General features: G+C 66.8%; 28 protein-coding genes. 11 read left to right on the top strand and 17 right to left on the bottom strand.

What is annotated here, in order from left to right; translation table 11 throughout:
• Position 1 precedes the first annotated feature (1 nt).
• Complete coding sequence (hpnH, locus tag RSO01_RS08840; RefSeq protein ID WP_147148289.1) at positions 2–1,165, top strand: adenosyl-hopene transferase HpnH; 1,164 nt, start codon at positions 2–4, stop codon at positions 1,163–1,165.
• Here the strand turns inward: hpnH and RSO01_RS08835 are convergent.
• From RSO01_RS08835 to RSO01_RS08775, 13 genes are all read right to left on the bottom strand, one after another.
• Positions 1,073–1,750 (bottom strand): phosphorylase family protein, encoded by a 678-nt coding sequence (locus tag RSO01_RS08835; protein WP_218037284.1) that lies wholly within the window; start codon positions 1,748–1,750, stop codon positions 1,073–1,075. The genes hpnH and RSO01_RS08835 overlap by 93 nt on opposite strands.
• On the bottom strand, positions 1,750–3,681 hold the full coding sequence (gene shc / locus RSO01_RS08830; RefSeq protein ID WP_147148286.1) for a squalene--hopene cyclase: 1,932 nt from the start codon (positions 3,679–3,681) through the stop codon (positions 1,750–1,752). The genes RSO01_RS08835 and shc overlap by 1 nt, the downstream gene beginning before the upstream one ends.
• Positions 3,678–4,925 carry a hydroxysqualene dehydroxylase HpnE gene (gene hpnE / locus RSO01_RS08825; protein ID WP_147148284.1) on the bottom strand — a complete coding sequence of 416 codons (1,248 nt, stop codon included), beginning with the start codon at positions 4,923–4,925 and terminating at the stop codon, positions 3,678–3,680. Before hpnE ends, shc begins: the two co-directional genes overlap by 4 nt.
• Positions 4,922–5,764 carry a presqualene diphosphate synthase HpnD gene (gene hpnD, locus RSO01_RS08820; protein WP_147148282.1) on the bottom strand — a complete coding sequence of 281 codons (843 nt, stop codon included), beginning with the start codon at positions 5,762–5,764 and terminating at the stop codon, positions 4,922–4,924. Before hpnD ends, hpnE begins: the two co-directional genes overlap by 4 nt.
• Entirely contained in the window at positions 5,761–6,645 is an 885-nt protein-coding gene (gene hpnC, locus RSO01_RS08815) for a squalene synthase HpnC (protein WP_147148281.1), read from the bottom strand. The genes hpnD and hpnC overlap by 4 nt, the downstream gene beginning before the upstream one ends.
• Complete coding sequence (locus tag RSO01_RS08810; RefSeq protein WP_147148279.1) at positions 6,642–7,802, bottom strand: glycosyltransferase; 1,161 nt, start codon at positions 7,800–7,802, stop codon at positions 6,642–6,644. Before RSO01_RS08810 ends, hpnC begins: the two co-directional genes overlap by 4 nt.
• Positions 7,799–8,812 carry a hopanoid-associated sugar epimerase gene (gene hpnA / locus RSO01_RS08805; protein ID WP_147148277.1) on the bottom strand — a complete coding sequence of 338 codons (1,014 nt, stop codon included), beginning with the start codon at positions 8,810–8,812 and terminating at the stop codon, positions 7,799–7,801. Before hpnA ends, RSO01_RS08810 begins: the two co-directional genes overlap by 4 nt.
• 72 nt (positions 8,813–8,884) lie before the next feature.
• Positions 8,885–9,910 carry a hypothetical protein gene (locus RSO01_RS08800; protein ID WP_218037283.1) on the bottom strand — a complete coding sequence of 342 codons (1,026 nt, stop codon included), beginning with the start codon at positions 9,908–9,910 and terminating at the stop codon, positions 8,885–8,887.
• Positions 9,911–10,077: 167 nt separating this feature from the next.
• Entirely contained in the window at positions 10,078–11,061 is a 984-nt protein-coding gene (locus RSO01_RS08795; protein WP_170302941.1) for a Bug family tripartite tricarboxylate transporter substrate binding protein, read from the bottom strand.
• Positions 11,062–11,167: 106 nt separating this feature from the next.
• Positions 11,168–11,638 carry a metallophosphoesterase family protein gene (locus tag RSO01_RS08790; RefSeq protein WP_147148273.1) on the bottom strand — a complete coding sequence of 157 codons (471 nt, stop codon included), beginning with the start codon at positions 11,636–11,638 and terminating at the stop codon, positions 11,168–11,170.
• Between the two features lie 37 nt (positions 11,639–11,675).
• A complete protein-coding gene (locus RSO01_RS08785; RefSeq protein WP_147148271.1) occupies positions 11,676–12,134 on the bottom strand; it encodes a DUF2442 domain-containing protein in 459 nt (152 codons plus the stop codon).
• A gap of 154 nt (positions 12,135–12,288) precedes the next feature.
• Entirely contained in the window at positions 12,289–13,284 is a 996-nt protein-coding gene (locus RSO01_RS08780; protein WP_147148269.1) for a Bug family tripartite tricarboxylate transporter substrate binding protein, read from the bottom strand.
• Between the two features lie 301 nt (positions 13,285–13,585).
• Positions 13,586–14,260: a cupin domain-containing protein gene (locus RSO01_RS08775; protein WP_246158227.1), complete on the bottom strand. Its 675-nt coding sequence runs from the start codon at positions 14,258–14,260 to the stop codon at positions 13,586–13,588.
• A 125-nt stretch (positions 14,261–14,385) separates the two neighbouring features.
• Between RSO01_RS08775 and RSO01_RS47155 the strand changes: the two genes are divergently transcribed.
• Together RSO01_RS47155 and RSO01_RS08770 are read left to right on the top strand one after the other, a co-directional pair.
• Positions 14,386–14,556, top strand: a complete 171-nt coding sequence (locus RSO01_RS47155) for a hypothetical protein (RefSeq protein ID WP_170302940.1) — start codon at positions 14,386–14,388, stop codon at positions 14,554–14,556.
• 2 nt (positions 14,557–14,558) lie between these two features.
• The gene (locus RSO01_RS08770; protein WP_147148267.1) at positions 14,559–15,110 is read left to right on the top strand and encodes a disulfide bond formation protein B; all 552 of its coding nucleotides are present in this window, start codon (positions 14,559–14,561) and stop codon (positions 15,108–15,110) included.
• A 4-nt stretch (positions 15,111–15,114) separates the two neighbouring features.
• Here RSO01_RS08770 and RSO01_RS08765 read toward each other — a convergent pair whose 3' ends face one another.
• Together RSO01_RS08765 and RSO01_RS08760 are read right to left on the bottom strand one after the other, a co-directional pair.
• Positions 15,115–16,569 carry a GntP family permease gene (locus RSO01_RS08765; protein ID WP_147148265.1) on the bottom strand — a complete coding sequence of 485 codons (1,455 nt, stop codon included), beginning with the start codon at positions 16,567–16,569 and terminating at the stop codon, positions 15,115–15,117.
• Positions 16,569–17,579 (bottom strand): patatin-like phospholipase family protein, encoded by a 1,011-nt coding sequence (locus tag RSO01_RS08760; protein WP_147148263.1) that lies wholly within the window; start codon positions 17,577–17,579, stop codon positions 16,569–16,571. Before RSO01_RS08760 ends, RSO01_RS08765 begins: the two co-directional genes overlap by 1 nt.
• A 214-nt stretch (positions 17,580–17,793) precedes the next feature.
• On the opposite strand from RSO01_RS08760, the gene RSO01_RS08755 reads away from it, so the two are divergent.
• The 3 genes from RSO01_RS08755 to RSO01_RS08745 all read left to right on the top strand — a co-directional run bounded on the left by RSO01_RS08755 (position 17,794) and on the right by RSO01_RS08745 (position 20,615).
• On the top strand, positions 17,794–18,690 hold the full coding sequence (locus RSO01_RS08755) for an adenylate/guanylate cyclase domain-containing protein (protein ID WP_147148261.1): 897 nt from the start codon (positions 17,794–17,796) through the stop codon (positions 18,688–18,690).
• Positions 18,691–18,785: 95 nt separating this feature from the next.
• On the top strand, positions 18,786–19,205 hold the full coding sequence (locus RSO01_RS08750) for a cupin domain-containing protein (protein WP_147148259.1): 420 nt from the start codon (positions 18,786–18,788) through the stop codon (positions 19,203–19,205).
• Positions 19,206–19,388: 183 nt separating this feature from the next.
• Positions 19,389–20,615 (top strand): ABC transporter substrate-binding protein, encoded by a 1,227-nt coding sequence (locus RSO01_RS08745; protein ID WP_147148257.1) that lies wholly within the window; start codon positions 19,389–19,391, stop codon positions 20,613–20,615.
• A 6-nt stretch (positions 20,616–20,621) separates the two neighbouring features.
• Here the strand turns inward: RSO01_RS08745 and RSO01_RS08740 are convergent, their stop codons facing one another.
• Positions 20,622–21,176, bottom strand: coding sequence for an HdeD family acid-resistance protein (locus RSO01_RS08740; protein ID WP_170302939.1), 555 nt, complete (start codon positions 21,174–21,176; stop codon positions 20,622–20,624).
• A 145-nt stretch (positions 21,177–21,321) separates the two neighbouring features.
• On the opposite strand from RSO01_RS08740, the gene RSO01_RS08735 reads away from it, so the two are divergent.
• The 5 genes from RSO01_RS08735 to RSO01_RS08715 all read left to right on the top strand — a co-directional run bounded on the left by RSO01_RS08735 (position 21,322) and on the right by RSO01_RS08715 (position 25,498).
• The gene (locus RSO01_RS08735) at positions 21,322–22,113 is read left to right on the top strand and encodes a hydroxyacylglutathione hydrolase (RefSeq protein WP_147148252.1); all 792 of its coding nucleotides are present in this window, start codon (positions 21,322–21,324) and stop codon (positions 22,111–22,113) included.
• Positions 22,114–22,223: 110 nt separating this feature from the next.
• Positions 22,224–23,093, top strand: coding sequence for a branched-chain amino acid ABC transporter permease (locus RSO01_RS08730; RefSeq protein ID WP_147148250.1), 870 nt, complete (start codon positions 22,224–22,226; stop codon positions 23,091–23,093).
• A gap of 4 nt (positions 23,094–23,097) precedes the next feature.
• Positions 23,098–24,054, top strand: a complete 957-nt coding sequence (locus RSO01_RS08725; protein WP_147148248.1) for a branched-chain amino acid ABC transporter permease — start codon at positions 23,098–23,100, stop codon at positions 24,052–24,054.
• Positions 24,015–24,806 (top strand): ABC transporter ATP-binding protein, encoded by a 792-nt coding sequence (locus tag RSO01_RS08720; protein WP_218037282.1) that lies wholly within the window; start codon positions 24,015–24,017, stop codon positions 24,804–24,806. Before RSO01_RS08725 ends, RSO01_RS08720 begins: the two co-directional genes overlap by 40 nt.
• Positions 24,806–25,498, top strand: coding sequence for an ABC transporter ATP-binding protein (locus RSO01_RS08715; protein ID WP_147148510.1), 693 nt, complete (start codon positions 24,806–24,808; stop codon positions 25,496–25,498). Before RSO01_RS08720 ends, RSO01_RS08715 begins: the two co-directional genes overlap by 1 nt.
• A 13-nt stretch (positions 25,499–25,511) precedes the next feature.
• On the opposite strand, the gene RSO01_RS08710 is transcribed toward RSO01_RS08715, so the two are convergent.
• Positions 25,512–26,942, bottom strand: coding sequence for a tetratricopeptide repeat protein (locus RSO01_RS08710; RefSeq protein ID WP_170302938.1), 1,431 nt, complete (start codon positions 26,940–26,942; stop codon positions 25,512–25,514).
• Positions 26,943–26,982: the final 40 nt, after the last annotated feature.

The raw sequence follows: 26,982 nt of genomic DNA, 5'->3' as shown, positions 1-26,982 counted from the left end.
CATGGGAATTCCTCTCCACCAGGCCGCCCGCATCGGCACCTACCTGTTGCGCCAGCATCTCAGCGGCCGCGAGCGCTATCCGCTGGTGCTGATGCTCGAGCCCTTGTTCCGCTGCAACCTGGCCTGCGCCGGCTGCGGCAAGATCGACTATCCGGCGGAGATCCTCGACCAGCGACTGTCGTACGATGACTGCATGGCGGCGATTGACGAATGCGGCGCACCGGTCGTGTCGATTGCCGGCGGCGAGCCGCTGCTGCATCGCGAGATGCCGCAGATCGTGAAGGGTTATCTCGAACGCAAGAAGTTCGTGATCCTGTGCACCAACGCGCTGCTGCTGGCCAAGAAGATCGACGACTACCGGCCGCATCCCTCGTTCACCTGGTCGATCCATCTCGACGGCAACCGGGCGATGCACGACAAGTCGGTGTGCCAGAAGGGCACGTACGACAAGGCGGTCGAAGCCATCAAGCTCGCCAAGTCGAAGGGTTTCCGCGTCAGCATCAACTGCACGCTGTTCAACGATGCCGATCCCGCCGAGGTCGCGAGCTTCCTCGACGACATGACGGCGCTCGGGCTGGACGGCATCACGGTGTCGCCGGGCTATGCCTACGAGCGGGCGCCCGACCAGCAGCACTTCCTCAATCGCAACAAGACCAAGGAATTGTTCCGCGGCATCCTGGCCCGCGGCCGCGGCGGCAAGGCCTGGGCGTTCAGCCAGTCGATCAACTTCCTGAACTTCCTCGCCGGCAACGAGAGCTACCAGTGCACGCCGTGGGGCAATCCCACGCGCACCGTGTTCGGCTGGCAGAAGCCCTGCTACCTGCTGGGCGAAGGCTACGCCAAGACCTTCCGCGAGCTGATGGACACCACCGAGTGGGACAAGTACGGCGTCGGCAAGTACGAGAAGTGCGCCGACTGCATGGTCCATTGCGGCTTCGAGGCCTCGGCGGTGAAGGACATGGTGCGGCGTCCGCTCAGGGCGGCAACCGTCGCGCTGCGCGGCGTGCGCACCCAAGGCGCGATGGCCAAGGACATCCCGCTCGAGGGCCAGCGGCGGGCGGAGTTCGTCTTCTCAGACCACGTCGGGCGGAAGCTCACCGAGATACGAGCCGGGAAGAATGGGGCCGCCAAGTCCGGAACCCAGCGTCCGGTGGCCGCGGAGTAGCGCGCGAAACGCCGTCTCGGCCTCGAGGCCGGTGCGGATCAGCGCCGGCAATTGCCAGGGCGCCAGCAGAAGCGACCACAGGACAGCCGGCAGATCGACGTTGCCGTCGCTTTTCATACCGACGCGCGCCGCCGGCGGCAGCGTGCGGTCGGCGGCATCGGAGATGACGCGGGCCGCTGCGAAAGGCAGGCCGTGTCGCTGCGCGGCGCGTGCGGCCCGGTGAGATTCCGTGTCGACGGCGATGGCGCCGGTGGCGCGATGCAGCTCCGCCTTCTGTGCCGCCGTCGCCGCGATCGTGTCGCCGCCGAAGAAAACGCCGCGTTGCGGGGCCGACAGGCGCGACGCTAATCGCGCGGTCCAGTCACGATCGGTCGGCAGGAGTTCATCGCGATCGCGCACGGCATCGGCGACCACCCAGTCGCCCGGCTTCAACCCAGGCGCCAGGGCGCCCGCAATGCCGATGCTGATGACGCCCTGCTTGCCCGCGGCGCGGAGATCGAGGTCGCCGCCGCCCGCCGCCACCTCGATGCCGGGACCGGCGAGAATGCGCGCCTCGCGCTGCAGCCCGGTGACGGCGAGGATCATCACATGCCGTAGGCGACGCGCCGGCTGTTGGTGCGGCGCAGGTTGCGATAGCGGGCGAGCGCCCACAGCGGGAAGTAGGCCGGATAGCCGTGGTAGCGCAGGTAGAAGACGCGCGGGAAGCCGCCGCCGGTATAGGCGTCCTGCTTCCACAATCCACTCTCGTCCTGGTGCTTCCGCAGCCAGGCGATGCCGCGCTCGACGGCGGGATGATCGATCTCGCCTGCCGCCATCAGGCCGAGCAGCGCCCAGGCGGTCTGCGACGCGGTGGAGGGTGCGGACTCGTAACCGCGATAGTCGAGCTTGTAGCTGGTGCAGTCCTCGCCCCAGCCGCCGTCCGCATTCTGGATCGCGATCAACCAATCTGCGGCCTTGCGCACGCTCGGCCTCGTCCCGTTGAAGCCCACGGCGCCGAGGGCGCAGAGCGCCGACCAGGTGCCGTAGATGTAGTTGACGCCCCAACGGCCGAACCAGCTGCCGTCGGGCATCTGGTCACGCTCGAGGTAGTCGAGGCCGGCGCGCATGACGGGCTCGGCCGCCGTCTCACCGAGCTGGGCCAGCATGCTGATGCAGCGCGCGCTGACATCCGCGGTCGGCGGATCGAGCAGCGCGCCGTGATCGGCGAAGGGAATATTGTTGAGGTAATGATCGACATTGTCGGCATCGAAGGCAGCCCAGCCGCCGTTGCCGCTTTGCAGGCCGTCGATCCATTCGACGCCGCGGGCGATGGCCTCGTCATAGACAGGGCCTGCCCCGCTTTGGCGGCGCGCGCGGTCCATCGCCATGACGACGACGGCCGTGTCGTCGAGATCGGGATAATGGGCGTTGCGGTACTGGAACGCCCAGCCGCCGGGACGCACCTCGGGCCGCCGCTCGCTCCAGTCGCCTTTCACCTCCAGCTCCTGCAACGGCTTCAGCCAGCGCAGCCCTCGCAGCGCGGCGTCGGATGCTTCGCCCTCCTGGACCTCCAGCATCGCCTGGGCGGCAAGCGCGGTGTCCCAGACCGGGGAGACGCACGGCTGGCAGTAGGCTTCGTCGTCACCGACCACCAGCAGCTTCTCGAGTGACCCTCGAGCCGTCGCGTAGTCCGGATGATCCGGCGGATAGCCCAGCGCGTCGTACATCATCACCGAGTTCGCCATGGCGGGGTAGATCGCGCCAAGGCCGTCCTCGCCGTTCAGCCTCTCTGTGACGAAGGCGACACAGCGCTCTACGCTGCGCTGGCGCATCTTCTTCGGCCACAGCGGCTCTACCGCCTTCAGCACCCGGTCGAGCGTATTGAAGAAGAAGGCCCAGCCGCGATGAGCATGCGCGGCGCGCCGCGGTGGCGACCGATCCGCCGTCGCGAACAGCTCCTGGATGCCGATGCCGCGCGGATTGCGCGCGCGCTTGCGCAATGCCGCCAGCACCAGCAGCGGCACGATGACGGTGCGCGCCCAATAGGACATGCGCGACAGATGGATCGGGAACCAGCGCGGCAGCAGGATGATCTCGACCGGCATGGTGGGCACGTGTGCCCAGGAGAGCTGGCCGAACTGCGCCAGCATGATGCGGGTGAAGACGTTGGCCCGCTCGGCGCCGCCGTAGGCCAGGATGGCGTTGCGCGCCTTCACCATGTGCGGCGCGTCGGTACTGTCGCCGATCATCTTCAGGCAGAAATAGGCCTTCACCGACGCGCTGATGTCGAAGGCGCCGCCGTGGAACAGCGGCCAGCCGCCATGCTCGCCCTGGATGCGCCGCAGATAGACGGCGATCTTGCGCTCGAGCTCCAGGTCCTCGGGCTCGCCGAGATAATGGCGCAGCAGGATGTATTCCGACGGGATCGTGGCGTCGGCTTCGAGCTCGAACACCCAGTGCCCGTCGGGACGCTGCCGGCGTATCAGCGCCTGCACGGCGCGATCGATATCGGCCTCGAGCCCGGCGAGATCGTTCATGCCGAGGCGCCACCCAGCGCCAGCGCGGCCGCCCGATTGCCCGACCGCAGCGCGCCCTCGATCGTCGCCGGCAGGCCGGTGTCGGTCCAGTCGCCGGCAAGGAACAGGTTGGCCCACTCGGTCCGCGCCGGCGGGCGCCGCGCATCCTCGGCCGGCGTCGCAGCGAAGGTGGCGCGTTTCTCCTTGACGATCCGGCAGGGCGGCACCGGTCCCGTCAGGTCGTGGACCACGGCGACATCGCGCCACAAGAGCAGGGTCAGGGGATCGGTGTCGACGTCCATGAGATGATCGGCGGCACTGACGGTGACGGACAGCCGATCCTCGAAGGCGAAGACCCATTCTGCCGTGCCGCCGATCACGCCGACCATGGCCAGCGCCTGCGGCGGCGGCACGATCTGGAAATGCGCGTTCAGGATGGCGTGGAACGTCTGCGGAGCGCTCACGCCGGGCAACAGCTTCTCGGCCGCCCAGGGCGGCACCGCGACGATCACGCGATCCTCGGGCTGCACGGCTTGCTCCTCGCCATCGAAAGCCAGCGCCGCTGCCCTGCCATCGGCGAACCGGACGGCGCGCAGCGAACGGCCCAGCCGGACCTCCGCACCCTGGCGCTGCAGGCGATCGATGGCGGGGTCGACGAAGGCGGCAGCGAGATTGGGCGTGCTGATGAGAGGCCGCATGTGGCGTCCGCCCTTGGCAAAGGTTTCGCGCACGATGGCACCGGCAAGGTCGGCCGAGGCGGCTTCGGGCGCGGTGTTCAGGGCGGACAGGAGGACAGGCCGCAGGAACTTCTCCCACAGGACGGTGTCGCGGCGAACGATTTCGTCGATGCGGCGTCCGGGATGGCGCCGCATCAGGACGAGCAAGGCGAGATAGTCGCGGACGCGCGTCCCCGGCACGCGGCGGTCGGCATGGAGGATCCACCAGGGCACGGGACCGTCGTCGGGCCGGAGCGTCCATCGATTGCCGAGCTGGAAATCGAAGAAGTGGAACTCGGGCCGCTCGGGCCCGGTCACGCGCCCTTCCGCTCCGATGTCGCGCAGGTAGCGATCGACCGCCATGTTGCCCGACAGGACGAGATGGTTGCCGTTGTCGATCGTCATGTCGAGCATGCCGTCGTGATAGGAACGGCACCTGCCGCCGGCGTGCCGTGCTGCCTCGGAAAGGATGACGCGCTCGCCGCGGCCCGCCACGGCAATCGCCGCCGACAAGCCGGCCAGCCCGCCGCCGATGACGTGAACGGTCATCCGAACACGCTGCAGCGGACGACGAGGTAGAGCAGGTACGGCTTGCCGATGCGCACCCGCTGCCGCGGCGGCTTCCAGCCCTCGGCCAGCATGCGATCGAGCAGAGCGCGATAGACGGCTCCCATCAGCCGCGGCGCCAGAAGGCTGCCGCGTGGCCTCGATCGCATCAGCCGGTCCGCCGCCGCGAAGTACTCGAGCGCCTGTGCCGCGAGCGCCCGGCAGGCGCCATCGACCCGCGAATCGGCGATGACGGCATCGGGTTCGGTGCTCTCGATTCCAGCCTGCGCCAACAGCTCGCGCGGCAGGTAGAGTCGGCCGATCTCGGCATCCTCGTCGAGGTCGCGCAGGATATTGGTAAGCTGCAGCGCGCGACCGAGCTGGTGCGCCAACTCAGCGCCAGGCGCCTCCTCCATGCCGAAGACACGGGTCGACAGGCGGCCGACGGCGACGGCGACACGATCGCAATAGAGGGCGAGCGTCGCCGCGTCGGGCGCACGGATATCGGTGACGACATCCATCTCCATGCCGTCGATCACCGCGAGGAAATCGGCGTGTTGCAGGCCAAAGGCCTGCATCGGCTCGCGAAGGAAGCTCGCCCGGCCGGCCGGCCGGCCGGCATAGAGCGCTTCGAGGTCACGGCGCCATTCCGCCAGTGCCGCGGCGCGGGCCGGCCGCGGTCGCGTGCCGTCGTCGGCGATATCGTCGACCAGCCGACAGAACATGTAGATCGCGAACATCGCCTCGCGCTCGACCTTCGGCATGAGGCGCATGGCGGTGTAGAACGAGCTGCCGGAAACGCGCGCGCGGATCGCGTCGACATCGGACGGCGCGACGGTCATCGTTGGCCGTGCAGGCTGGGTTGACGCAAGCCGACCAGGCGGCCGAGGCGCTTCACGGCGACGCCTAGGCCGCCGCGCAGGGCGAGCACCGCGGCTTCGGCCGGATGATGGTGAACGCGCTCAGACAGAGGATCGCGCCGCTCGAGGCGATGCACGAGGTTCTCGGCAAGCGCATGGATGACACCGACCTCCAGCGCCAGCCGTCGATCGGCGACGCGATCGGCGAACGGCCGCGATTGATCGAGCAGCGCGCCAGTGCGTCGGGCCAGGCCCGCGATCACCGTGCGAAGCGAAGGCGAGGCTTGCCGATCGGCGAGCGCTTCCACCGCCAGGCCGTGCGTGCCGAGCGCATCGAGCGGCACATAGACCCGATCGAGCTCGCGATAGTCCTTGGCGCAATCCTGGAGATGGTTGATGACCTGGAGCGCTGCGCACAACGCGTCATTCTGCGGCCACAACGCCTGCGATTCGCCGTGCAGGTCGAGCACGAAGCGGCCGACCGGCGCCGCCGAATAGCGGCAGTAGTCCATGAGCTCGGCCCAGTCGGCGTAGCGCCGCTTGGTGACGTCGCGCCGGAAGGCTTCCAGGAGATCGAGCGCATGGCGGTCCGTGAGATCCCTCGCCTGCAGGGCAGACCGCAGCCTTTCGCCCTCCTCGGAAGCGCCTGTCTCACCGCGCAGTCCTGCTTCCAGCCGATCGAGCTCGGCAAGCTTCTGCCCGGCATCGGCCGTCGGGTGGTCGGCGACGTCGTCGGCCGCGCGCGCGAAACGATAGAAGGCGAGGATCGTCGGGCGTAGCTCGGCGCGCACGAGCCGCGAGGCCACCGGAAAATTCTCGTCGCGGTGCCCCTTGCCGGAGGCGAAGTCGGCCGCGCCGGTCACGCGTCGCCCGCCATGGCCTGGACCCGCCCTTTCCACAGGCCGCCGCGGCCACGCCAGAAGTCGATCGCCGACTGAACGGTGAAGACCGTGTAGGCGGCGCCGATGGCGGGGAGCGCCAGGCCCCAGAGCGTCGACCGGCGATAGAAGCGCAGTATCGGCTGGAAGGTGATGGCCATCACCAGCCAGGCGCACAAGCCGAGCCAGCGCGCCGGTCCCTCGCCCAGCAGCGCCAGCAGCGGCGGCGCAAGGTAGACGAGCCCCATGGCGGCGACAGTGCCCGTCAGCACCAGTGGCGAGTAGCCGAGCTGGGCATAGGCCGAACGCGAGATCATGCCACCGATCTTCAGGAAGCCGCCGTAGGGACGCAAGCTCACGGCGCGCCGCGTCAGGCCGAGCCAGATCGGCCCCTCGGCCTTGAGGCGACGCGCCAGCGCGCAATCGTCGATTATCTCGGACCTGATGGCGGCGATGCCGCCGGCCCGCTCCAGCGCATCACGGCGCACCAGCGTGCAACCGCCGGCGGCGGCCGCCGCCTTGTGATCGCGCCGTGCGACCCAGGCAAAGGGATAGAGCATCTGGAAGAAATAGACGAAGGCGGGAATAAGGAAACGCTCGGCTGCGCTTACGCAGGAGAGCTCGGCCATCAGCGAGACCAGGACAAAGCCGTCGCGCTCGGCACGCGCAACGAGCTGGCTGAGATTGTCGGCCGCATGGCCGATGTCGGCGTCGGTCAGCAGGAGATAGTCGACGGCGTCGCCCGCGGCCGTGGCATGACGGATCCCCTGTTCCAGCGCCCACAGCTTGCCCGTCCAGCCTGCGGGCAATGCCGTTCCAGCAAGCACGTCGACGCGTCGCCGTCCTTCGACGCCCCTTTCGATGCTCCGGGCAACGGCGGCCGTGCCGTCACTGCTGCCATCGTCGACCAGCACGACCCGCAACGGCCCGGCATAGTCCTGGGCGAGCAGGCTGCCGATGGATCGCGCGATCACGTCGGCCTCGTTGCGGGCGGGAACGACCGCCACGACGGCGGGCCAGCGTGGCGGCGAAGCATGCACGCCGTCATCGCGCTCGCGCGCCAGCCAGTAGCCGCCGCGCGCGACGAGCAGATAGAGCCACACCGCGAGCGAAAGCAGCCCGATGACGACCCACAAGGTCATGTCAGGTAACCGGCGGTGCGGAACCAGGCGAGCGCGTCGACGACACCTTCCCGGTAGGGGCGGCTGCGATAGCCGAGCTCGCGCTCGGCCTTGGCCGAGGTGAAGAACATGTGGTAGCGCGACATGCGCAGGCCATCGAGTGTGAGCAGCGGCTCCTTGCCGGTCAGGCGCGCGACGCGCTCGGCGGCGAAGGCGAGCGGCATCAAGGGCGCGCGCGGCAGCTTGATCTTCGGCGCCTTGCGGCCCGCCAGCTCGGCGATAGTCGCGAGCAGCTGCTGCAGGGTCAGGTTCTCGCCGCCCAGGATGTAGCGTTCGCCGATACGGCCCTTCTCGAAGGCCAGCAGATGGCCGGCCGCGACGTCGTCGACATGGACGAAGTTCAATCCCGTGTCGACGAAAGCCGGGATGCGGCCGCGCGCGGCGTCGAGCAGGATGCGGCCGGTGGGTGTCGGCCGGATGTCGCGCGGCCCGATGGGCGTCGTGGGACTCACGATGATTGCGGGCAGGCCTTCGCGCAGGATCATGTCCTCGACCGCGCGTTCGGCCATGGTCTTGCTGCGCTTATAGGCGCCGATCGCCTCCTCGGGCGTGAGCGCCGCCGTCTCGTCGACCGGCGCCGTGGCGCCCGCCACGCGCAGGGCCGCGACGCTGCTGGTATAGACGATGCGTTCGACGCCGGCGGCCATCGCCTCGCGGTTGAGGTTCAGGGTACCCTCGACGTTGGCGCGGATGATCTCGGAGGGATCGCGCGCCCACAGCCGATAGTCGGCCGCGACATGGAACAGGTAGCGCACATCCTTGAGCGCCGCCTTCAGCGACTCGCGGTCGGTGAGATCGCCGACCACCACCTCGCAATCGAGGCCGTCGAGATTGCCGCGCGGGCTGCTGCCGCGGACCAGCGCCCGAACGCGCGCACCGCGCTCGACCAGGGCGCGCACGACGGCCGATCCGAGAAATCCCGATCCGCCGGTGACGAGGGTCAGATCGCCCGGCCGCAAGGTTGCATTCATTGTCGATACCTTCGGCGCCGCGAAGTCGGCCGAAGTATGACGATATCCGGCCATTTCGCAATTCGCCGGCAACTACGGCCGCTTCTTGCGCGGCCAGAGTTTGCCGACGGCGAGCACAAACCGCGCCAGCGCCGGAACGCGAGTCGGCCGGCACAGCCGCGCATCGTATCCGGCCAGTCGCCGGTCATTCTCCTGCAGGCAGACCTGCATGAGATCGAGGAAGCCGATGTCGACTGCCGCTACCGCCTGGGCGCCGTTGACCGTGAAATTGTTTTCCTGCTGCGTTGCCGTGCGGTTGGTGCCGACGCTGCGCGCAAGCCCGATGCGCAGGCCGGCGATATAGACCCAGGCCGCCGCGACGCGCAGCTCGAAGCGGATGCGTCGCCACCAGGTGAGGTTGGCGCGGTACCAGGCGAGCCAGTTGGCGAACAGCAGGATGTGGCGGCATTCCTCCTGGATCACCGGCTCGAACGTCTCGACGAGCTCGGCCGGAAAGAAACCCGATCGCCTGGCCAGCTCGAAAAGACCAAAGGCGAAGAAGCTGTCGATCGATTCGGAATAACCGGTGACCAGGAAGGCAAACTCCCGGTCGCGGGGCGTGAGGTACGACGGCTCAACTTCTAGCTCGATGCCATAGGCGCGCACTAGATGGGAGAGGACCTCCTTGTGCCGGTTCTCTTCCCAGGCGTTCAGCATGATGGCCGAGCGCATCTCGGAGTCGCTGAGCGAATCGGCGTAGGCGGCGAAGCTGAGCCGCGCCCTGCCCTCCGTCTGTACGGCGATGTCCCAGATCGGCAGCGACTGCAGGCGCTGCAGCGCGTCGGGGGCGAGCGCCGGCCAGGCGATCACCGACGGTCGATAGGGATTGAACGTCTCCTGGAACATCGCGCAGATCGCGCGTTTGTGGGCCGCGGAGCCGGGAATGAGCGGACCGGCCTCGACGCTCGTCCAATGCCGTGCCGCCCGGTCGGCCGCCTCGACGTCCGACGGCGTGGCGGCATGGCGGGCGCCTTCAGGCGGGACAAAGCGCCATACCAGTTCTTCAAGGAGCTGTCCGTCGCCACCGTCGAGCGCATCGCCCGATCTTGGCCTCGTCACTGACATCGTAGGGCGTGCCTCGATTCGAAATCAGCGCAAGAATACTCTTTGGGCGCGTGCGCGACACTACACCTTTGGATGAGGTGATCTGACGTTCGTTCGTTCACAGTGCAGTTATGACGGCGGGCGACCGCTTGCGTTCGGCCGGTTCATTCCGAGAAGCAGCGCTATTCCGGCTTGAGCCCGATCTCCTTCAGCACGGCCAGCATCACCTCGGTGTCGCGCTTGAAGCGGGCGTTGGTCGCCTCGAAGCTGAGCGGGCCTACGATCAGGTAGTTCTCGAGCAGCTGCTTCACCTTGGGGTCGGTACCGGCCTCGATCAGCGTGTCCGAAAGCTTCTTCACGATCTCCTTCGGCGTCGCCGCCGGCACGGCGAAGGCGGCGAAGGCGCGCGTCTCGTAGGAGCCGCCGACCGCGCCCTGCTCCGTCATCGTCGGCACGTCGGGATAGGCCGGCAACCGGTCGCCCACGACGGCGATGATCCTGCCCTTGCCCGAGATGATCACCGGCGCCGCCGCGGCGGGGCTGCCCGACGCGCCGTCGAGCTGCTGGGCCGCGAGATCGGCGAACATCGCCGCCTCGCCGCGATACTGCACCACCTCGACCTTCAGCCCGTACTGCCTCGCCATGGTCTCGATCAGCACGTGCGGGGTCGAGCCGGGGCCGTAGGCGCCCCAGTTGAGCTTGTCGACCTTCTTTGAGTACTCGATGAACTGCTTGAGGTTGGTGGCGCCGGTCTTCTCGGCCGCCACGACCGGCCCGCCGATGCTGGTCGTCATCGTGAGGTAGGTGAAGTCCTTCTCCGGATCGTACGGCAGGTCCTTCACCGTGACGCGGTTCTGGATCAGCGAGGACGAGATCGTGCAGAGGATCGTATAGCCGTCGGGCGCCGCGCGCTTCACCTCGGCGACGCCGATGGTGCCGCCGGCGCCGCCCTTGTTCTCGACCACGACCGACTGGCCGAGCTTGCGGGAGAGGAAATCGCCGAAGGAGCGCGCGATGCCGTCGGTCTGGCCACCGGCCGGATAGGGCACGACGATGCGGATCGGCTTCGACGGGAAGTTGCCCTGCGCCAATGCGTTGGTGAGCAAGCCGGGTGCCGCCAAAAGACCTGCACTGCCCGCGATGAAGCGGCGCCGCGTCGGATTCACTATTTCTTCCTCCCTGTTGAGCGGGAGAAATCTAGTTCAGCCCTTGTGAGTCCAGCAACCGCGCGCCGCGAAACTGCCCGCGCTGCAGAAACAGCAAATACCTCGATCAGGCGGCAGCGCGCTTGCTCACGTCGTGGAGGCTGGGCCGCATCGCGTCGCCGTCGAGCTCCAGTGTCGCGAGCGCAATCGGCAGGGTGAAGCGGCGCGGCCCGGCACTTCCCGGATTGAGGTAGAGCACGCCGTCCACGGTCTCGATCTTCGGTTGATGCGAATGGCCCGAGACGACCACGTCGATGCCGGCCGCCACGGGGTCGAGGTCCAGCTCCTTGAGATTGTGCAGGACGTAGAAGAAGCGGTCGCCGAGCTTCACGAGCTCCGTCGCCGGATAGGCGCCCGCCCACTCGCCGCGGTCGACGTTGCCGCTGATCGCCGTTACCGGGGCGATCCGGCGCAGTCCCTCGATCACCTCGGGCCCGCCGATGTCGCCCGCATGGATGATGTGGTCGACGCCGGCCAGCCGTTCGACGGCCTCGGGCCGCAGAAGACCGTGGGTGTCGGAGATGATGCCAATCCTCATGGTCGCCGCGATCCTGCGCCGGCTCGACGGCGGTCGTCTACCGTCGGTCCGCATCGCTGCCATCTCGCGCGACATTGCGTCGGGGTCGTCCGCCCTTGCGGCCGTTGGCGCGAGCGGCCGCCGCCTTGGCCGGCGACGTCGATTGACCGGCACGGCGGGCGAGCTCGGACGCCATCCAGGCACGCGTGCCGAACACGCCCATCAGCAGCCCGGGAACGGTGAAGTCGGCATCGAGCCGCGGCAAATGCAGCGCATGGCCCTGGCCCAGGATCTCGACGTCGGCCAGTGCGGCCTCGCTCGCTCGCGCCATGCCCTGCAAGGCGCGCGGCGGAAAGAGGAAGCTGCAGCCGTTGCTGAGTTCCACGACCATGCGCCGCGTGCGGCGATCATAGCGCGCGCTCGCCGCCCGCGGCTCGCCTCGTGCGAGCCGCCGGCCACGCGCCAGGGCGCGGTCGATCTCCTTGTCCATTTCCGCTTTCGTGCGCCCGATTGTCATGCTCTTAGGCATAACCCATCCGATGGGTTCATCAAGAACGCCAACAGCACTTTAGCTCAGTTCGACGTGAGCGGCGGATGCGGCCTGTACATCCATGGTGCCGGCCAAAGTGGAAGCGGGCGGGGTCGAACCATGTCTCAGGACCGCGCAGCCATCACTGCGGCTTCAGGTGAGCCTCCTCGATCACCTTCTTCCACTTGGCTCTTTCGGCGTCGATGTGCCGTGCCAGCTCCTCGGTGTCGCCGGGACGCTCGGAGGCGCCGCACTTGCGGATCCTGCGGATGGCGGCCTCGGATTTGAGCCCCTGGGTGATCTTGTCCGAAAGCGCATGCACGAGCTCGAGGCGCGTCCCGGCGGGAGCGGCGATGTACCACCAGAGCGAGGAGTCGAAATCAGGGTAGCCGTGCTCGGCAATGCTGGGCACGTCAGGTGCTGCGAACCAGCGCGCGGTCGAACTCACCGCCAGAGCCCGCAAGGCGCCCGACTGGGCATGCCTCATGTAGGTCGGCAGGTTGTCCATTGCGATCATGATGTTGCCGGCCAGCAGATCCTTCATCATGCGGGATCGGCTGCCATAGGCCACATGCCTCAGCCTGATGCCGGCCTGGCTCTGCAGATACTCCATCGTCAGGTGACCGGCGGCGCCCCTGCCCGGCGAACCGTATTGGAGTTCCTCGCGGCCGTGCTGTTTGCAGTAGTCGACGAATTCCACGAACGTGCTGGCCGGGAATCTTGGATGCACGACGAGCAGGTTCGTCACCTCGGCGATCAGCGCCACGGGAGCGAAGCTCAGCTCGCCGTCGTAGGAGATGTTCTTGAAGAGGTACTGGTTGGTGACGGCGATGCCGACGGTGCCCAGTAGGAGCGTCCGCCCGTCAGGCCGGGCCTTGGCCACGATCTCGGCACTCAGGTTGCCGCCCGTCCCGCTCCAGTTCTCGATGACGAAGGCCGAGCCCGTCGATTCGCTCAGAATCTGCGCGACGAGGCGACCGAGGCAGTCGGCGGTGCCACCCGCCGCGAACGGCACCACGATGCGATTGGCCGGCTCGGGCGGATAGGTTCCCTTGGCCCAGACCCACATCGGGGCCGCGAGGGCGCCGGTGGCAATCGCCGTGGCGATGGCTGTGCGACGACGGAGCATCTTGGCCATGTCGTTCCTCCCTGCACGTAAAGGTATCGTTGCTGCCGACGACGGGGCTGAAGCGGAGCGGAGTGCGCGGGATTGCAAGCTGACAAGCTGAACGAAGTGGCTTCACCTCTCGTAGCCGGGTGGCGTGACCGCGATGTGCATTTTTAGCGGCAAGATATGCGCCCCGTATGTGACATTGAGCACATTCGGGAGGATCGGTGGGCTGCAGGCGTCCGCGATTTTCGGAGGGCATCAACCGGACCCTGCAGCAAATCTGAAAGCTATGTCGATTCAGACCGATGATGGCCGGCGTCTTTGCGGCTCAGGTGCGCTTGCCGCCGACCGAGATGAAGGCCCTCAGGCAGGGCTCCGGCAACGGGTTGCGCCAGCGGTGCCGGGTGCCGTTCTGGACGACGCAGTCGCCCTGGCGCAGATGGACCTTCTGGCCGTCGTCCAGCTCCAGTGTCATCTCGCCGCGAACGACGACGCAGTAATCGACGGTGTCGGTCGTGTGCATGCCGGGCGCGCTGCGGTCGAAATTGTCGCCCATGCGCGGGATCTTGTCCGACAGTTCCTGCAGCCCGCTCTCGAAGGTGACGCCGGGCGGCGGCTTGTAACCTTCGGGCCGGCGGGGCGGGTAGGAGATCAGACGGAACATCGTGCCGCCGGGACCGGGAAAGGCTTTGGTTCCCTGCAGCATCGGGTCGGGCTCCAGGCCGGTGAGCTGCGGCACGCCCTCGCTTATGTAGAGCTCGTAGAAGGTCAGACCGGGATTGGAATCGATCTCCACCACCTTGGGCGTGACGTCGAACGACTTGAACACCGACTTGCCGGCGGCATCGCGGCCGGTCAGGGCGCGCTTGGGCGGCGGCAGGTCGCTCGCGTCCTTCGCAGCGGCGGATTGCGACGTCGCCGCCAACGCGCCACCGGCAGCCGATGCAGAAAGGGCTTGCAGCAGACGACGCCGCGGCCAGCGCGCCCAAGAGAACCTGCTCATCTCTGGTCTCCGTTCCCTATGACTTCCTTTGGTTGTGGGCCATGCTGTCATCGAAAGGCGCGGCAAAACATGCGACCTTCGGAGGGTCCTTCAATCATGGTCACCTCGATGAAGTCAGACAGATGATGGCCGGCATCTTTGGCGCGCTGCTGCTCGCCTTTCTCCTGAATGTCGGCGGGCTCCGACGCCTCGCCGTCGCCTGCCTTCTCGTCTGCCTTGCCCTCAGCGTCGGCCTCTTCCTGTGGGAGATTTATAGTCCCGAGTTCGGCTTCCGCATGCCGTGGCTGGAAGTCTGACCATGCCGGTCGTCGTCCTGCTGGACCGCCTGGTCCTGCTGCTCATGCTGGCGGTGCTCGCGGCCATTCTCACCATGGCGATGGTGCTTCAGCTCGCCTTCGGCGAGATCCCCTGCCCGCTCTGCCTGCTGCAACGCGTCGCCATGCTCGGCTGCTGCTTCGGCCTCATCCAGCAATTGCAGGCTGAGAAATCGCAGCGCGGCGCCGGCATCGGCCTCGTCTTCGCGCTGCTGCTGCTGGTGATCTCGGCGCGCCAGACCCTGCTCGACATCGTGCCGCGTCCCGGTCACTCCTATGTCGGACAAGCGGTCTTCGGCATGCATATGCCCGTGTGGTCGGTCGTCATCGCCGTGGCCTTGCTGTTGGGCTTCGCCATCAGGTTCGCGCTGTTCGGCGGCCCGCGCGCCGAAGCAATGACCGAGGGCTTGGCGATGCGCCGACGCGCCCGCGCGCTCGAGCTCTATGTTGTCTTGCTCTGCGCCATCAACTTCCTGGCCGTCGTGCTGCAATGCGGGCTGGGCGAATGCCACACGTTCGGCTATCGGCTGCTCTGAGCCGTCAGAACGAGCCGAACAGGCTGCCCAACACGATCACCGCAACCAGCGCCAGCAGTGCGCTCACGATCGCGACCATGACGATGTCGAAATAGCTTTTGGCGTGAGTCGAGCCGCAGACCGCGAGCAGGGTCACAACCGCGCCGTTGTGCGGCAGGCTGTCGAGCGTGCCCGCGCCGATCACCGCCACGCGATGCATCAGCGCGGGATCGATGCCGTGCTCGGCCGCAAGCCTCATATATGTCGGACCCAGCGCATCGAGCGCGATGGTGAGACCGCCCGAGGCTGAGCCGGTCAGCGCCGACAGCACGTTGGTGGCGATGGCGAGCGACACCAGCGGTCCGCCGTCGATGCCCAGCACCCACTCGCGCACGACGGCAAAAGCGGGAAGTGCGGCGACGACGGCGCCGAAGCCGACCAGGCCCGCGACACTGAGCGCCGGCAGCACGGCGGCATTGGCGCCGGCATCCATGCTCTGTCGCACCGAAGGCAGGCGGTATCCACTCACCAGCAGCAGAACGACGATCGCCGCGGCGAGCGCCACCGCCACCGACCAGACGCCGCCCACCGCCGCCAGCGAGGTCGCGCCCCAGCGCGGCTCTGCGAGGAAGGCCGTGTCCAGGCGCGGCAGGACGACGAAGGACATCAGGAGGTTCACCGCGACGACGACGACCAATGGCAGAGCAGCCAGCAGGAAGTGCGGCGGCACAGGAGTCGGCTCTGCATGATGGATCTCCGCCGGATCGAAGGCCTGCGCCGTCGTCGCGCGCTCGCGCACCAGCGGATCGTCGGCCGCGGCATCGACGGGCACCGGCGTATCATCGCCAAAGCCCTCGCCGCGCCGCCGCGCCACGGCGCTCGCCCGTTGCAGCCACCACAGGCCGAAGCCCAGCATGATCGCGGCAGCGATCACGCCGAGCCCCGGTGCGGCGAACGGTGTGGTGCCGAAGAACGGCATGGGGATGGCGTTCTGGATGGCGGGCGTCCCGGGTAGCGCCGACATGGTGAAAGTGGAGGTGCCGAGCGCCAGCGCCGCCGGCATCAGCCGGCGCGGTATGGCGGCGACGCGGAACAGCGCCTCGGCCATCGGCGCCAGGACGAAGAAAGCGACGAACAGGCTGACGCCGCCATAGGTCACGACGGCGCCCGCCAGGACGACGGCGAGCAGGGCGCGTTCCGTGCCCAGGCATACCGTCAGCCACCGGGCGATCATGGTGACCGAGCCGGTGTCCTCCATCAGCTTGCCGAACAGCGCGCCCATCAGGAAGATCGGGAAGAACTGCGCCAGGAACTGCGCGGCGCTGCCCATGAAGGTCTGCGTCCAGTGCGCCAGCAATGGCTCGCCTGCGAAGGCGGCCGCCAAGAGCGCCGCCGCGGGCGCCAGCAGCAGCACGCTCCAGCCGCGATAGGCGAACCAGACCAGTAGCGCCAGGCCGAACAGGATTCCAATGAGGCCCATCACACGCCTTCCAGCAGGCGATCGATGTCGAGCGTCGAGCGATGGCCCAGGTCCTTGCCGTGCACCGTCAGGAAGGCGTCGGCGGCGCGGCGGCCTTCGTCGCGCAGCAGGCAGAGGAAGGCCCATTCGGCGTTGAGCTTCGAGGACGAGTCGAACTCCACCAGCATGTCGCTCCTGATCATGTGGATGCGCATGCGCGACCAATGCGCGATCTCGGCGTCGTCAGCCGATGCGACCTTGCGCAACAGCGCCATCATGCGCAGCTCCTTCAGCAGCACGGCGTTGAACGATACTTCGTTCAGGCGATTGAGGATTTCGCGCGCCGACTTCGGGACACCGAGCCGCTCCACCGGATTGATGGCAACCAGGATGGTGTCGTCCGAGACGCATTCCTGCACCAATGGCGTCATCGTCGGATTGCCGGAATAGCCGCCGTCCCAATAGGCCTCGCCGTCGATCTCGACGGCCTGGAACATGGTCGGCAGGCAGGCCGAGGCCAGCAGCACGTTGGATGACAGCTCGGCATTGCGGAACACCCGTGGCCGGCCGCTGCCCACGTTGGTGGCGGTGATGAAGAGCTTTATCGGTGCGCTCGCCAGTCTCGAGAAGTCGATCGACTCGGACAGCACCTTCGCCAGCGGATTGAGCGCTCCGAAGGCGACATCGTAGGGCGAGAAGACGCGCGCCATGAGGTCGAAAGCGAGGTACGCGGGCGAATGGTTGAGCGACCAGTTTCCGAGCAGCACGTCCATCGGACTGCGCTGCAACGGACTGAAAGCGGCCGCCTGGGAAACCCGGCGCCAGAACGCTTCCAGCGCCGTGCGTGCGCCGGCGGCGCCGCCATCGGTGTGGCCGGCAGCCATCACCGCGGCATTCATGGCTCCCGCCGACGTCCCGGAGATGGCCTCGATGTGCAACCATGGCTCCTCGAGGAGCCGGTCGAGCACACCCCAGGTGAACGCGCCGTGCGAGCCGCCGCCCTGGAGGGCGAGGTCGATCAACTGAGACATCGTCTGGCCCTTCGTATGCACTGCAGATCAGCATGAGACTACATGGTGACGGGCGCGTGTACGCCCAGACAGGAACGCAACTCGAATATGCGTCGACTCAAGATGCCGGAGCCGACTAGCGGAGGCTTGAGCCATTAGCGGCCAAGAGCGTAGAATTGGCCTCTTCGCTGCCTGTTTTCCAGGCATCCGACCGGCGTCTCTTCTATCGGTAATCATGGCACTTTCCGAACGGCGACTGTCTGCCATCCTGCATGCGGATCTTGCCGGCTTCGTACGCCTGGTGGAGGCCGAGGAAGACCTGACCTTCGAGCGCCTGCGGTCGGCGCGCGACAAGATCTGGAAGCCCGCCATCGCTGAGGCCGGCGGTTCGCTGGTCCACAGCAACGGCGATTCCCTGCTCGTCGAATTCGGCTCGCCGGCCGTCGCCGTCCAGGTGGCGATCGACATCCAGGAGCGCATGGCGCGGTTCAACGAGGATTTCGCCGAGGAGCAGCGCCTCATGTTCCGCATCGGCGTTCATCTCGGCGAGATCATCATCGACCAGACGGGTCACGATCTGTTCGGCGATGGCGTGAACCTGACCGAACGCATCCAGTCGCTGGCCGAGCCGGGCGGCATCGCCGTCTCGCGCGCGGTGCGCGACGTCGCCAAGCTCCGGGACGACTACGCCTATGTCGACGGCGGCGAGCACCGCGCCAAGCACGTCAGCCGCCCGTTGCACATCTACCGGGTCCGCGCCCGCATGAGCAGCGCCACCGTGCCGACCCGCCAGGTGCGGTTGCGGGGGATCTTCCATTTCCAGGGCGTCGACGACACCGGGCGCAAGTATGGCTTCGAGCTGGAAATGGACGACCTGGTGAAGCGCAAGCACAGCGTGCTGGTCGGCCGCGATTCGGGCCAATGCGATGTCGTGCTGCTGAACACATCGGTGTCCCGGCGTCATGCGCGGCTCAGCGTGGACGAGAACAATTTCTTGCAGGTCGAGGACGTCGGCTCGACCAACGGCACCTCGGTCAACGGCAACCCGATCGCGCCCGGATCGTCGCAGACTCTGGCGCCAGGATCGGCGCTGAAGCTGGGCGATATCGAGCTGGTCGTTCGTTACGACTGAAGGGCGGGGACGCCTTTCGGCAGGCGGCAGTCGACCGTCGACAACGCGCCGGCGCGGGATGAGTATTCCCGCGTGCGACAGGCACGGAGGAAATCATGTCCAACACCAAGGACTGGGCGTTCAGCCACGATCTAGCAACCGCCGCCAAATGGACCCCAGGCTTGCGGGAGATCTTCGAGTATCGCGACCTCGGCATCAAGGACGGCACCAAGGGCGACTACGTCGCTCACCTCATCCGTCACAACGGCAAGAAGACGAAGGACGAGGTGCAGCAGTGGCACGTCCACGACTGCACCTTCCAGCTGGTCTACGTCCTGAATGGATGGGCGACGTTCGAATATGCCGGCCAGGGCCAGAAGACGATCCGCAAGGGCGACTGCATCAACCAGATCCCGGGCATCGCGCATCGCGAGATCGCCTGCTCCGAGGACTTCGAAGTGTTCGAGATTGTGGCGCCAGCGAACTTCAAGACGAGGATCGTGGACGCGCCGCAGCAGCAACAGGCTGCGGAGTAATCATGCCTCCTCCCCCGATGACGGGGGAGGATCGAGGAGGGGGAAAGCCCCACTCGAGACGTAGCCAGTTTCAGATCATAGGGTTGGAGAGACCGTCTTTTGGGCTCTCCCCCTCCTGTATCCTCCTCCGATGACGGGGGAGGAAAAGATGAAGAGAAAGACAAAGACCCAGGGAGGGTATCCATGTCCGGAAAGACCGGCCCGTCGCGGCGGGCAATGCTCAAGGTCGGACTCGCGGCAAGCGCGACCGTCGCGTCGCCTGCCATCCTGCGGCTCACCGCCGAGGCGCAAAGCGGGCCGATCAAGTTCGGCATGCCGCTGGCGCTCACGGGCGCGCTGGGCTCCGTCGGCCAGCAGACGAAGCGCGGCGCCGAGCTGTGGGCCAAGCTGCAGAACGCCAAGGGCGGGCTGCTGGGACGGCCGGTCGAGCTCCTGATCGAGGACACCGCGGGCAACCCGGCCAACTGCGTGCGCAAGGCGCAGGAGATGGTGGAGCGCCACAATTGCCGACTGTTCACCGGCATCACGCTGTCGTCAGAGGCGCTGGCGGTGGTGCCGAAGCTCGCGGAATGGGATTCGATCTTCATCTCGGGCATCAACGGCGACGGCCGGCTGACCGCCGAGAGCTTCGTGCCGAACTTCTTCCGCGCCAACATCTCGGGCCCGATGGGCACGCGCGCGGTGTCGCTCTACCTGCGCGACGGCAAGATGCAGAAGTTCTATGCCCTCGGCATGGACTATGCCTGGGGCCACAACAGCGTGCAGGTGTTCGAGAACGAGGTGAAGAAGGCCAAGCGCGAGTTCATCGGCAAGGTCTTTTCGCCGACCGGCACCAAGGACTACTCGACCTACATCACCAAGATCCGCCAGTCCGGCGCCGACGCCGTCTTCCTGGTGATGCAGGGCGACGACAACAACGCCTTCCTGTCCCAGTCGCGCCAGTACCGGCTGCCCGAGAAGGTCAAGCTGCTAACCGAGATCGTCGACCTCGCCAGCATCCGAGCCGTGGGCGACGCCTCGCTCGGGCTGATCGGCTCCTCGCGCTACAGCTTCACCTACGATCATCCGCTGAACAATGCGTTCGTCGAGCTGTGGAAGAAGGAATACAACACGGTGCCCGACACGTTCGAAGGCGAACAGTGGCAGTGCATGAAGGTGTTCGAAGCCGGCATCACCAAGGCAGGCGGCATCGAGGCCGACAAGCTGCGTCCGGCGCTCGAGGACATCGAGATCGAGAGCGTCAAGGGCAAGGTGCTCATCCGCAAGTGCGATCACCAGGGCGTGCAGCAGGGCTTCATGGTCGAGGTGGTGAAGAAGCCCGGCTTCGATACGCCGATCCCGCAGGTGATCGCGACCTTCCCCGGCGAGGCAACGACGCCGAAGTGCAACACCATGACGTTCGAGGACTAAAACCGGTCATCGCTTGCCTTGGCGGCGCGCCGCCAAGGCAACGGAAACATACGCCCAGCCAGCGAACAGCAGCGACACGCCTCCGACTGTGGCCGGCGTGAAGGTGTGGCCGTACGGCAGCTTGACCAGCAGCAGTCCTGCTACGATCAGCGCAATGACGCCCGAGACCAAGAACGCCGTCCAGCCGCTGAGTTGCCGGACCATGGCCGCGAAGGCGATCTGCGTCACGCCGTGGACGGCAAAGACGATTGCCATCAGGGCGAGCAGCGTCACGACCCCGGGAAACGGGTCCAGGTAGACGAACACGCCCCCGACAGCCGCCACCAGCCCGAGCGTCAGGTGCCAGGCGAACAGGGCCTCGCCGTACATCTTTCCCGACTGGGCGATCTGCACGATGCCGACGAACGCCAGGACCAACCCCAGCAGCTCGTTGGGTTGAATCGAGGAAATCGCCGGAACGGCGATGGCCACGAGACCGGCGATCAACAGAAGAGCGCCCACCAGCACGAACAGCAGCCAATGGGATTGGAACGTGGCGGCGACGTGCCGCCGGTCGCTCATCGCTGGTCCATCGGTAGCCATGGTCGGCCCCATGGAAACACAGCGAAAGCAGGGGCGCCACTGTCCGTTGCGGGGCGCGCCTGCTCGGATATGCTCGGCCCCCATCCACGTTCATCGTCGAACGCCAACGCCCGGAGAGGACGCCATGATCGTCAAGCAGATCTGGACCGCCAACGCCTACCGCAACTTCAACTACCTCATCGCCTGCAGTGAGACCGGCGAGGCGCTTGCCATCGACCCCCTGGACCATGAAAAGTGCCTGAAGGCCGCCAAGGACGAGGGCTGGACCATCACCCAGATCCTGAACACGCACGAACATCGCGACCATACCGGCGGCAACGATGCCCTCGCCGCGAAGACCGGCGCGAAGATCCTGGCGCACAAGAATGCCCGCGACTCGATCCCCGACATGGCCCGCGGCCTCGGCGCCGGCGACATCGTCAAGGTGGGCAAGACGGTCGAGCTCGAGGTGATGGACACGCCCGGCCATACGATGTGCCACGTGTGCCTCCGGTCGCATACCGACCAGCCGGCGCTCTTTTGCGGCGACACGCTGTTCAATGCCGGCGCCGGCAATTGCCACAATGGCGGCCATCCGGCGGAGCTGTACAAGACCTTCGACGAGCAGCTCGCCAAGCTGCCGCAATCGACGCTGATCTACCCCGGCCACGACTACATCGAGAACAACCTGCGCTTCACCCTCGACCGCGAACCCGACAACAAGAGCGCCGCCAAGATGCTCGACAAGCTCGCCGGGCAGGACCCCAGCAAAGCATACGTATCGACGCTCGAGGTCGAGGGCGAGATCAACACGTTCTTCCGCCTGACCAGCCCGACCGTCATCGCGAGACTGCGCCAGGCCTTTCCCGACCTGCCCGAGAAGCCCGACCAGCGGACGGTGTTCCTGAAGCTTCGCGAGCTGCGCAATTCGTGGTGACCCCGTCCGTGAAGACTCGCGCCGCCTAGCGAAGCGCGGGGAGCGTTTTTTCGACGCCCGGCCGCAAATGACGGTAAGAAAGATCTCTCGGCTTCGTTCGGGATGACGGGATGAATACTCTTGCCTTCCTGCTGACTCAGATCGTCAACGCGCTGTCGCAGTCGGCGCTGCTGTTCTTCCTCGGGGTCGGGCTCACGCTGATCTTCGGGCTGATGCGCATCGTCAACTTCGCGCACGGCGCGCTCTACATGCTGGGCGCGTTCGTCGGCTATTCGCTCACCAAGTGGTCGGGCAATTACTGGGTCGCGCTCGCCGTGGCGCCGGTGGTGGTCGGGCTGTTCGGCGCGGCGTTCGAATTCGCGATCCTGCGCCGGCTCTATCGCCGCGACGCCCATGCCTTCCTGATGGTGACCTTCGGCCTGGCCCTGGTGGTCGGCGAGGCCGTTCGCCTGACCTGGGGGCCGGATGCGCTGCAGGTTCCTGCCCCGGACCTGCTGGCCGGCGTGATGTTCATTCTGGACGAACCGTTCCCGCTCTATCGCCTGTTCCTGGTCGCCACCGGCGTCATCGTCGCCGTGGCGATCTGGCAGTTCCTCGAGCGGGCGCGGCTCGGGCTCCTGATCCGCGCCACCTCGCAGAACGCCGACATGGCGAGCGCTCTCGGCGTCGATGTGAAGCGCGTGCGCTCGGCCGTGTTCGGCATCGGCTGCGGGCTGGCCGCCCTGGGCGGCGTGCTGGCGGCGCCGCTGGTCACCGCCTCCAACGGCATGGCGGCGACCGTCATCATCGATGCCTTCGTGATCGTCATCATCGGCGGCATGGGCAGCTTCCTGGGCTCGCTGATCGGCGCGCTGCTGGTCGGCTTCGTCCAGGTCTTCGGCAACTACTACCTGCCCGACCTGGCACTCGCCTTCATGTACCTGGTGATGCTGGCCATCCTCATGGTGCGTCCGGGCGGCCTCTTGGGCAAGGAGGCGTAGACCCGTGTCCGCTGGACTACGCGCGCTCCTGGTCGCGGTCGTCGTGGTGCTGGCGGCCGCCCCGTTCGGCCTGCCGCCCTTCGCCATGACCCTGCTCACCGAGGCGCTGATCCTTGGCCTGTTCGCCATGAGCCTCGACCTGATGTTCGGCTACACGCGGCTGGTCTCGTTCGGCCATGCCGCCGCCTACGGGCTCGGCGCCTATGCCTGCGGCTTCATGCTGCTGCATACCGACATGCCGCTCCTGTTCGTGGTGTTCGGAGCCGCCCTCCTGACCGGCATCGTGGCGATTGGCGTCGGCTGGATATGCACGCTGGCGACCGGCGTCTCCTTCTCAATGCTGACGCTTGCCTTCGCCCAGCTCCTTTATGCCATCTCGTTCAAATGGACCTCGGTGACCGGCGGTTCCGATGGCCTTGCCGGCATCCCGCGCACGGCCGGCCCGTTCGGCTTCGACGCGCTCACCAGCAAGACCGGTTTCTACTACCTGGTGCTGGCCTGCCTGGTCGGCGCGTTCCTGGTGTGCTTCGCCCTGGTGCGCTCGCCGTTCGGTGCGGTGCTGCGCGGCATTCGCGAGAACGAGGCCAAGACGATTGCGCTGGGCTACAACACACGTCTCTACAAGATCGCCGTGGTGGCGGTGGCCTACGCGCTGGGCGGCCTCGCCGGCGCGCTCTATGCGCCATTCGCGGGCTTCGCCAATACCGAGCTGCTGTTCTGGCTGCTGAGCGGCCAGGTACTGATCATGGTGATCGTGGGCGGCTCGGGCACCCTGGTCGGGCCGATCCTGGGGGCCGCGTTCTTCATGCTGATGGAGCATCAGCTCAGCTCCTGGACCGAGGCGTGGGCGCTGTACTTCGGCCTGATCTTCATCGCCTTCGTGCTGTTCGCGCCGCAGGGCATCTGGGGCGTGGCGACGGCGTGGCTGCAGCGCAGCCGCAATCCCACGCGGGCTTCGTAGACGTGGCGCTGCTCGAGCTCGACGGCGTTACCCGGCGCTACGGCGCCCTGGTGGCTCTCGACCAGGTCGCCATGGCGGTCGAGGAAGGCGAGGTCCGCGCCGTCATCGGCCCCAACGGCGCCGGCAAGACGACGCTGTTCAACGTGATCACCGGCACGGTCAAGCCGACGGCGGGATCGATCCGCTTCGCCGGCCAGCCGATCGCGGGCCTGCCGAGCCACCAGATTTGCCGCCTCGGCCTTTCACGCACCTTCCAGATCACCTCCCTCTTCCCCGAAATGTCGGCGCGCGAGAATGCGCGGCTGTCGGCCCAGGCGAGGCACGGCCGGCGCTGGCAGCCGTTCGGCGGCGCGCACATCTTCGAGGAGGCGAGCGCGCGCGCAGACGCCGCTCTGAAGCAGCTCGGCCTGTCGGGGATCGCCGACACGCCGGCCGGGCTGCTGAGCCACGGCGACCAGCGCCTGCTCGAGGTCGCAATGGCACTGGCGCAGCAGCCGCGCGTGCTGCTGCTCGACGAGCCGACCCAGGGGCTGTCGGTCGAGGAGACGCAGCAGGCGGTCGAGACGCTGGCCGGGTTCCTGAAGACGTCGGGCATGACCGTGCTGCTGGTCGAGCACGACATGGAGGTGGTGTTCCGGCTGGCCCACCGCATCACCGTGCTGCATCGCGGCGCAGTGATCGCCGACGGCGCGCCCGACGCGGTCCAGGCCGACAAGGCGGTGCAGGAAGCCTATCTCGGGGGCTTCGAGTGATGCTCACCATCGCCGGCCTCAACACGCATTACGGCGCGAGCCACATCCTGCAGGGCGTCGACCTCGAGATGCCACAGGGCCGCATCAGCGCCGTGCTGGGCCGCAACGGCGTCGGCAAGACCACCATGGTGAAGACCATCATGGGCCTGGTGGCGCCGAGCAGCGGCCGCGTGGCGGTGGGCGGCACCGACATCACCGGCTGGCCGCCGCACCGCGTGTCGCGCCAGGGCGTCGCCTACGTGCCGGAGGGCCGGCTGATCTTCCCCGATCTCACGGTGCTCGAGAACATCAAGGTCGGCGAGCGACCGGACACGGCGTGGCCAATCGACCGGCTGCTGAAGCTCTTTCCCTCGCTCAACGAGCGCCAGGCCAATCGCGGGTCGCAACTGTCGGGCGGCGAGCAGCAGATGCTAGCGATCGCCCGCGCGCTGGTATCCGATCCAAAGGTCATGCTGCTCGACGAGCCGAGCCAGGGGCTGGCGCCTCTGGTCGTGCGCGAGCTCGCCCGCATCATCAAGCTGCTGCGCGACGAAGGGGTCACGATCCTGCTGGTCGAGCAGAACATGAAGCTGGCCGAAGCGGTCGCCGACGAGCTGCACATCATGGTCAAGGGGCGCATGGTCTACCGTGCTAGCGCCGAGGTCTTCCGGGCCGAGGAAGCGACGATCCGGGCCCGCTACCTCACAATGTGAGGCCGCGACGGCCTTACCACTCCAGGCGCGCCTTCTTCATCGTGTCCGTTATATTCTCGTCCAGTTCTTTCGCCCTCTTGAAATCGGCATCAGCGCCGGCAAGGTCACCCTTGCGCTGCCTGGCCACGCCGCGCCCGAACCGCGAGTATGCGTTGTCGTGGCGCCTGATCGCCTCGTTGTAGTCGCCGATCGCGCTGTCGAGATCGCCAAGCATCAGATAGGAAAACCCGCGGCTGTCATATATCTCCCAAGCCTTCTGATCGTCCAAGGCCATGTCGCAATCGGCAATCGCCGACCGGTCCTTCAGCATCGCCTTCATGTAGCAGCGATTGTTGAGCGCCCAGCCATAACCAGGCCTGAGCCTGATGGCCTGGTCGTAGGCCTCGATGGCGGCCCGCGGATCGAACTTCTCCAGAAACTCGTAGGAAAAGCCGAGATCGAAGAATGTCTTGGCTCTCGGCTTGAATTTGCTGGCCCGCTCGAAGTCCGCGGTCGCGAGCGCGAACCACTCCTTTTTGGTCTGGTAGGCGATGGCACGATTGCGATAGGCCGAGCCGTTCTTCGGATTGGCCCTGATTGCCTCGCTGTACTTGGCTATCGCTTCGTCGACCCTATTCGCATTGAACAGCTCGATGCCCCAGGCGTTGTAGACATCACTGAATTGGGGATCGAGCGCGATGGCTTTGCGAAAGAACGCGACCTTGTCGACGAGCGTCGTTTCATAGAGGCCGCGCATGAACAGCCCCTGCGTGCGCTGTTCGACCTTCCGCGTCTTCATCAGGGAATCGGCGAGTTCTTTCAGCTCCCCCCTTTGACCTGTGTTCAAGTAGTAGGTCGCCAGGCCGATGGGGTCGTATTCCCGGACGATCACCCGCGCCGAGAGGCGAATCGCCTGATCGAGGTCGGCATGGGCCACGGGCTCGGCGGGAATACCGGCCTCTGCACCCAACTGGAGGGAGACTATGTACAGAGGCGGGTTGTCCGGACCGTTCGGCCGCTTGATGGTCAAGGCTCCGCTGATCTTGAGCTCGGGAATATCGAGAAAATCCCGCAACATGGTGACCGTCGAACGCAGGGACAGGCTCGACGAGGGAACCTGTATCGTCGCCAGGGTCGCAAACGCATCGTCGCTGCGGAAGCCGACGATCGCATCCCTGGTGAGCTCGTAATCCAGGCTGTCTCCGGACAGAAAGTCCGGCCTGTCTCCCGATTGCCGGATGGCCCGCACCTCCTCAACCAGGAAACGCGAGACAACCGCGCCGGAATATCCATCGTTCTCGAGCGTGCGCGGTACTGCCATCGGCTCGATCATGATCTGCTGGTCCGTCACGGCCTCTACGAAGAGGAAGAGCAGCACGACGGTCGTGGCCAATGCGACGGTCTTGAGCGCCGCCCGATAGGTGACGTCAACGGCGTCCGGGACGCTGCTGACCTTCCGCACCATCGAGCGGGACGATGCCAACAGGGTGTCCAGAAGTCCTGAT

It is taken from the genome of Reyranella soli (assembly GCF_007992495.1).
GTDB classification, from domain to species: Bacteria; Pseudomonadota; Alphaproteobacteria; order Reyranellales; family Reyranellaceae; genus Reyranella; species Reyranella soli.
Note: the sequence above shows the minus strand (reverse complement) of the source record. Positions and strands in the feature narration are given on the sequence as shown.

Excerpts from the sequence above, each read along its gene's own strand:
- RSO01_RS08715 (WP_147148510.1), top strand. The coding sequence starts at position 24,806 with ATGCTCACCATCGCCGGCCTCAACACGCATTACGGCGCGAGCCACATC.
- RSO01_RS08730 (WP_147148250.1), top strand. The coding sequence starts at position 22,224 with ATGAATACTCTTGCCTTCCTGCTGACTCAGATCGTCAACGCGCTGTCG.
- RSO01_RS47155 (WP_170302940.1), top strand. The coding sequence starts at position 14,386 with ATGGCCGGCATCTTTGGCGCGCTGCTGCTCGCCTTTCTCCTGAATGTC.
- RSO01_RS08790 (WP_147148273.1), bottom strand. The coding sequence starts at position 11,638 with ATGAGGATTGGCATCATCTCCGACACCCACGGTCTTCTGCGGCCCGAG.
- RSO01_RS08710 (WP_170302938.1), bottom strand. The coding sequence starts at position 26,942 with ATGGTGCGGAAGGTCAGCAGCGTCCCGGACGCCGTTGACGTCACCTAT.
- RSO01_RS08765 (WP_147148265.1), bottom strand. The coding sequence starts at position 16,569 with ATGGGCCTCATTGGAATCCTGTTCGGCCTGGCGCTACTGGTCTGGTTC.
- RSO01_RS08755 (WP_147148261.1), top strand. The coding sequence starts at position 17,794 with ATGGCACTTTCCGAACGGCGACTGTCTGCCATCCTGCATGCGGATCTT.
- hpnH (WP_147148289.1), top strand. The coding sequence starts at position 2 with ATGGGAATTCCTCTCCACCAGGCCGCCCGCATCGGCACCTACCTGTTG.
- RSO01_RS08835 (WP_218037284.1), bottom strand. The coding sequence starts at position 1,750 with ATGATCCTCGCCGTCACCGGGCTGCAGCGCGAGGCGCGCATTCTCGCC.
- RSO01_RS08775 (WP_246158227.1), bottom strand. The coding sequence starts at position 14,260 with ATGAGCAGGTTCTCTTGGGCGCGCTGGCCGCGGCGTCGTCTGCTGCAA.
- RSO01_RS08735 (WP_147148252.1), top strand. The coding sequence starts at position 21,322 with ATGATCGTCAAGCAGATCTGGACCGCCAACGCCTACCGCAACTTCAAC.
- RSO01_RS08760 (WP_147148263.1), bottom strand. The coding sequence starts at position 17,579 with ATGTCTCAGTTGATCGACCTCGCCCTCCAGGGCGGCGGCTCGCACGGC.
- RSO01_RS08780 (WP_147148269.1), bottom strand. The coding sequence starts at position 13,284 with ATGGCCAAGATGCTCCGTCGTCGCACAGCCATCGCCACGGCGATTGCC.
- hpnD (WP_147148282.1), bottom strand. The coding sequence starts at position 5,764 with ATGACCGTCGCGCCGTCCGATGTCGACGCGATCCGCGCGCGCGTTTCC.
- hpnA (WP_147148277.1), bottom strand. The coding sequence starts at position 8,812 with ATGAATGCAACCTTGCGGCCGGGCGATCTGACCCTCGTCACCGGCGGA.
- RSO01_RS08810 (WP_147148279.1), bottom strand. The coding sequence starts at position 7,802 with ATGACCTTGTGGGTCGTCATCGGGCTGCTTTCGCTCGCGGTGTGGCTC.
- RSO01_RS08745 (WP_147148257.1), top strand. The coding sequence starts at position 19,389 with ATGTCCGGAAAGACCGGCCCGTCGCGGCGGGCAATGCTCAAGGTCGGA.
- RSO01_RS08785 (WP_147148271.1), bottom strand. The coding sequence starts at position 12,134 with ATGACAATCGGGCGCACGAAAGCGGAAATGGACAAGGAGATCGACCGC.
- hpnE (WP_147148284.1), bottom strand. The coding sequence starts at position 4,925 with ATGACCGTTCACGTCATCGGCGGCGGGCTGGCCGGCTTGTCGGCGGCG.
- RSO01_RS08770 (WP_147148267.1), top strand. The coding sequence starts at position 14,559 with ATGCCGGTCGTCGTCCTGCTGGACCGCCTGGTCCTGCTGCTCATGCTG.
- shc (WP_147148286.1), bottom strand. The coding sequence starts at position 3,681 with ATGAACGATCTCGCCGGGCTCGAGGCCGATATCGATCGCGCCGTGCAG.
- RSO01_RS08750 (WP_147148259.1), top strand. The coding sequence starts at position 18,786 with ATGTCCAACACCAAGGACTGGGCGTTCAGCCACGATCTAGCAACCGCC.
- RSO01_RS08740 (WP_170302939.1), bottom strand. The coding sequence starts at position 21,176 with ATGAGCGACCGGCGGCACGTCGCCGCCACGTTCCAATCCCATTGGCTG.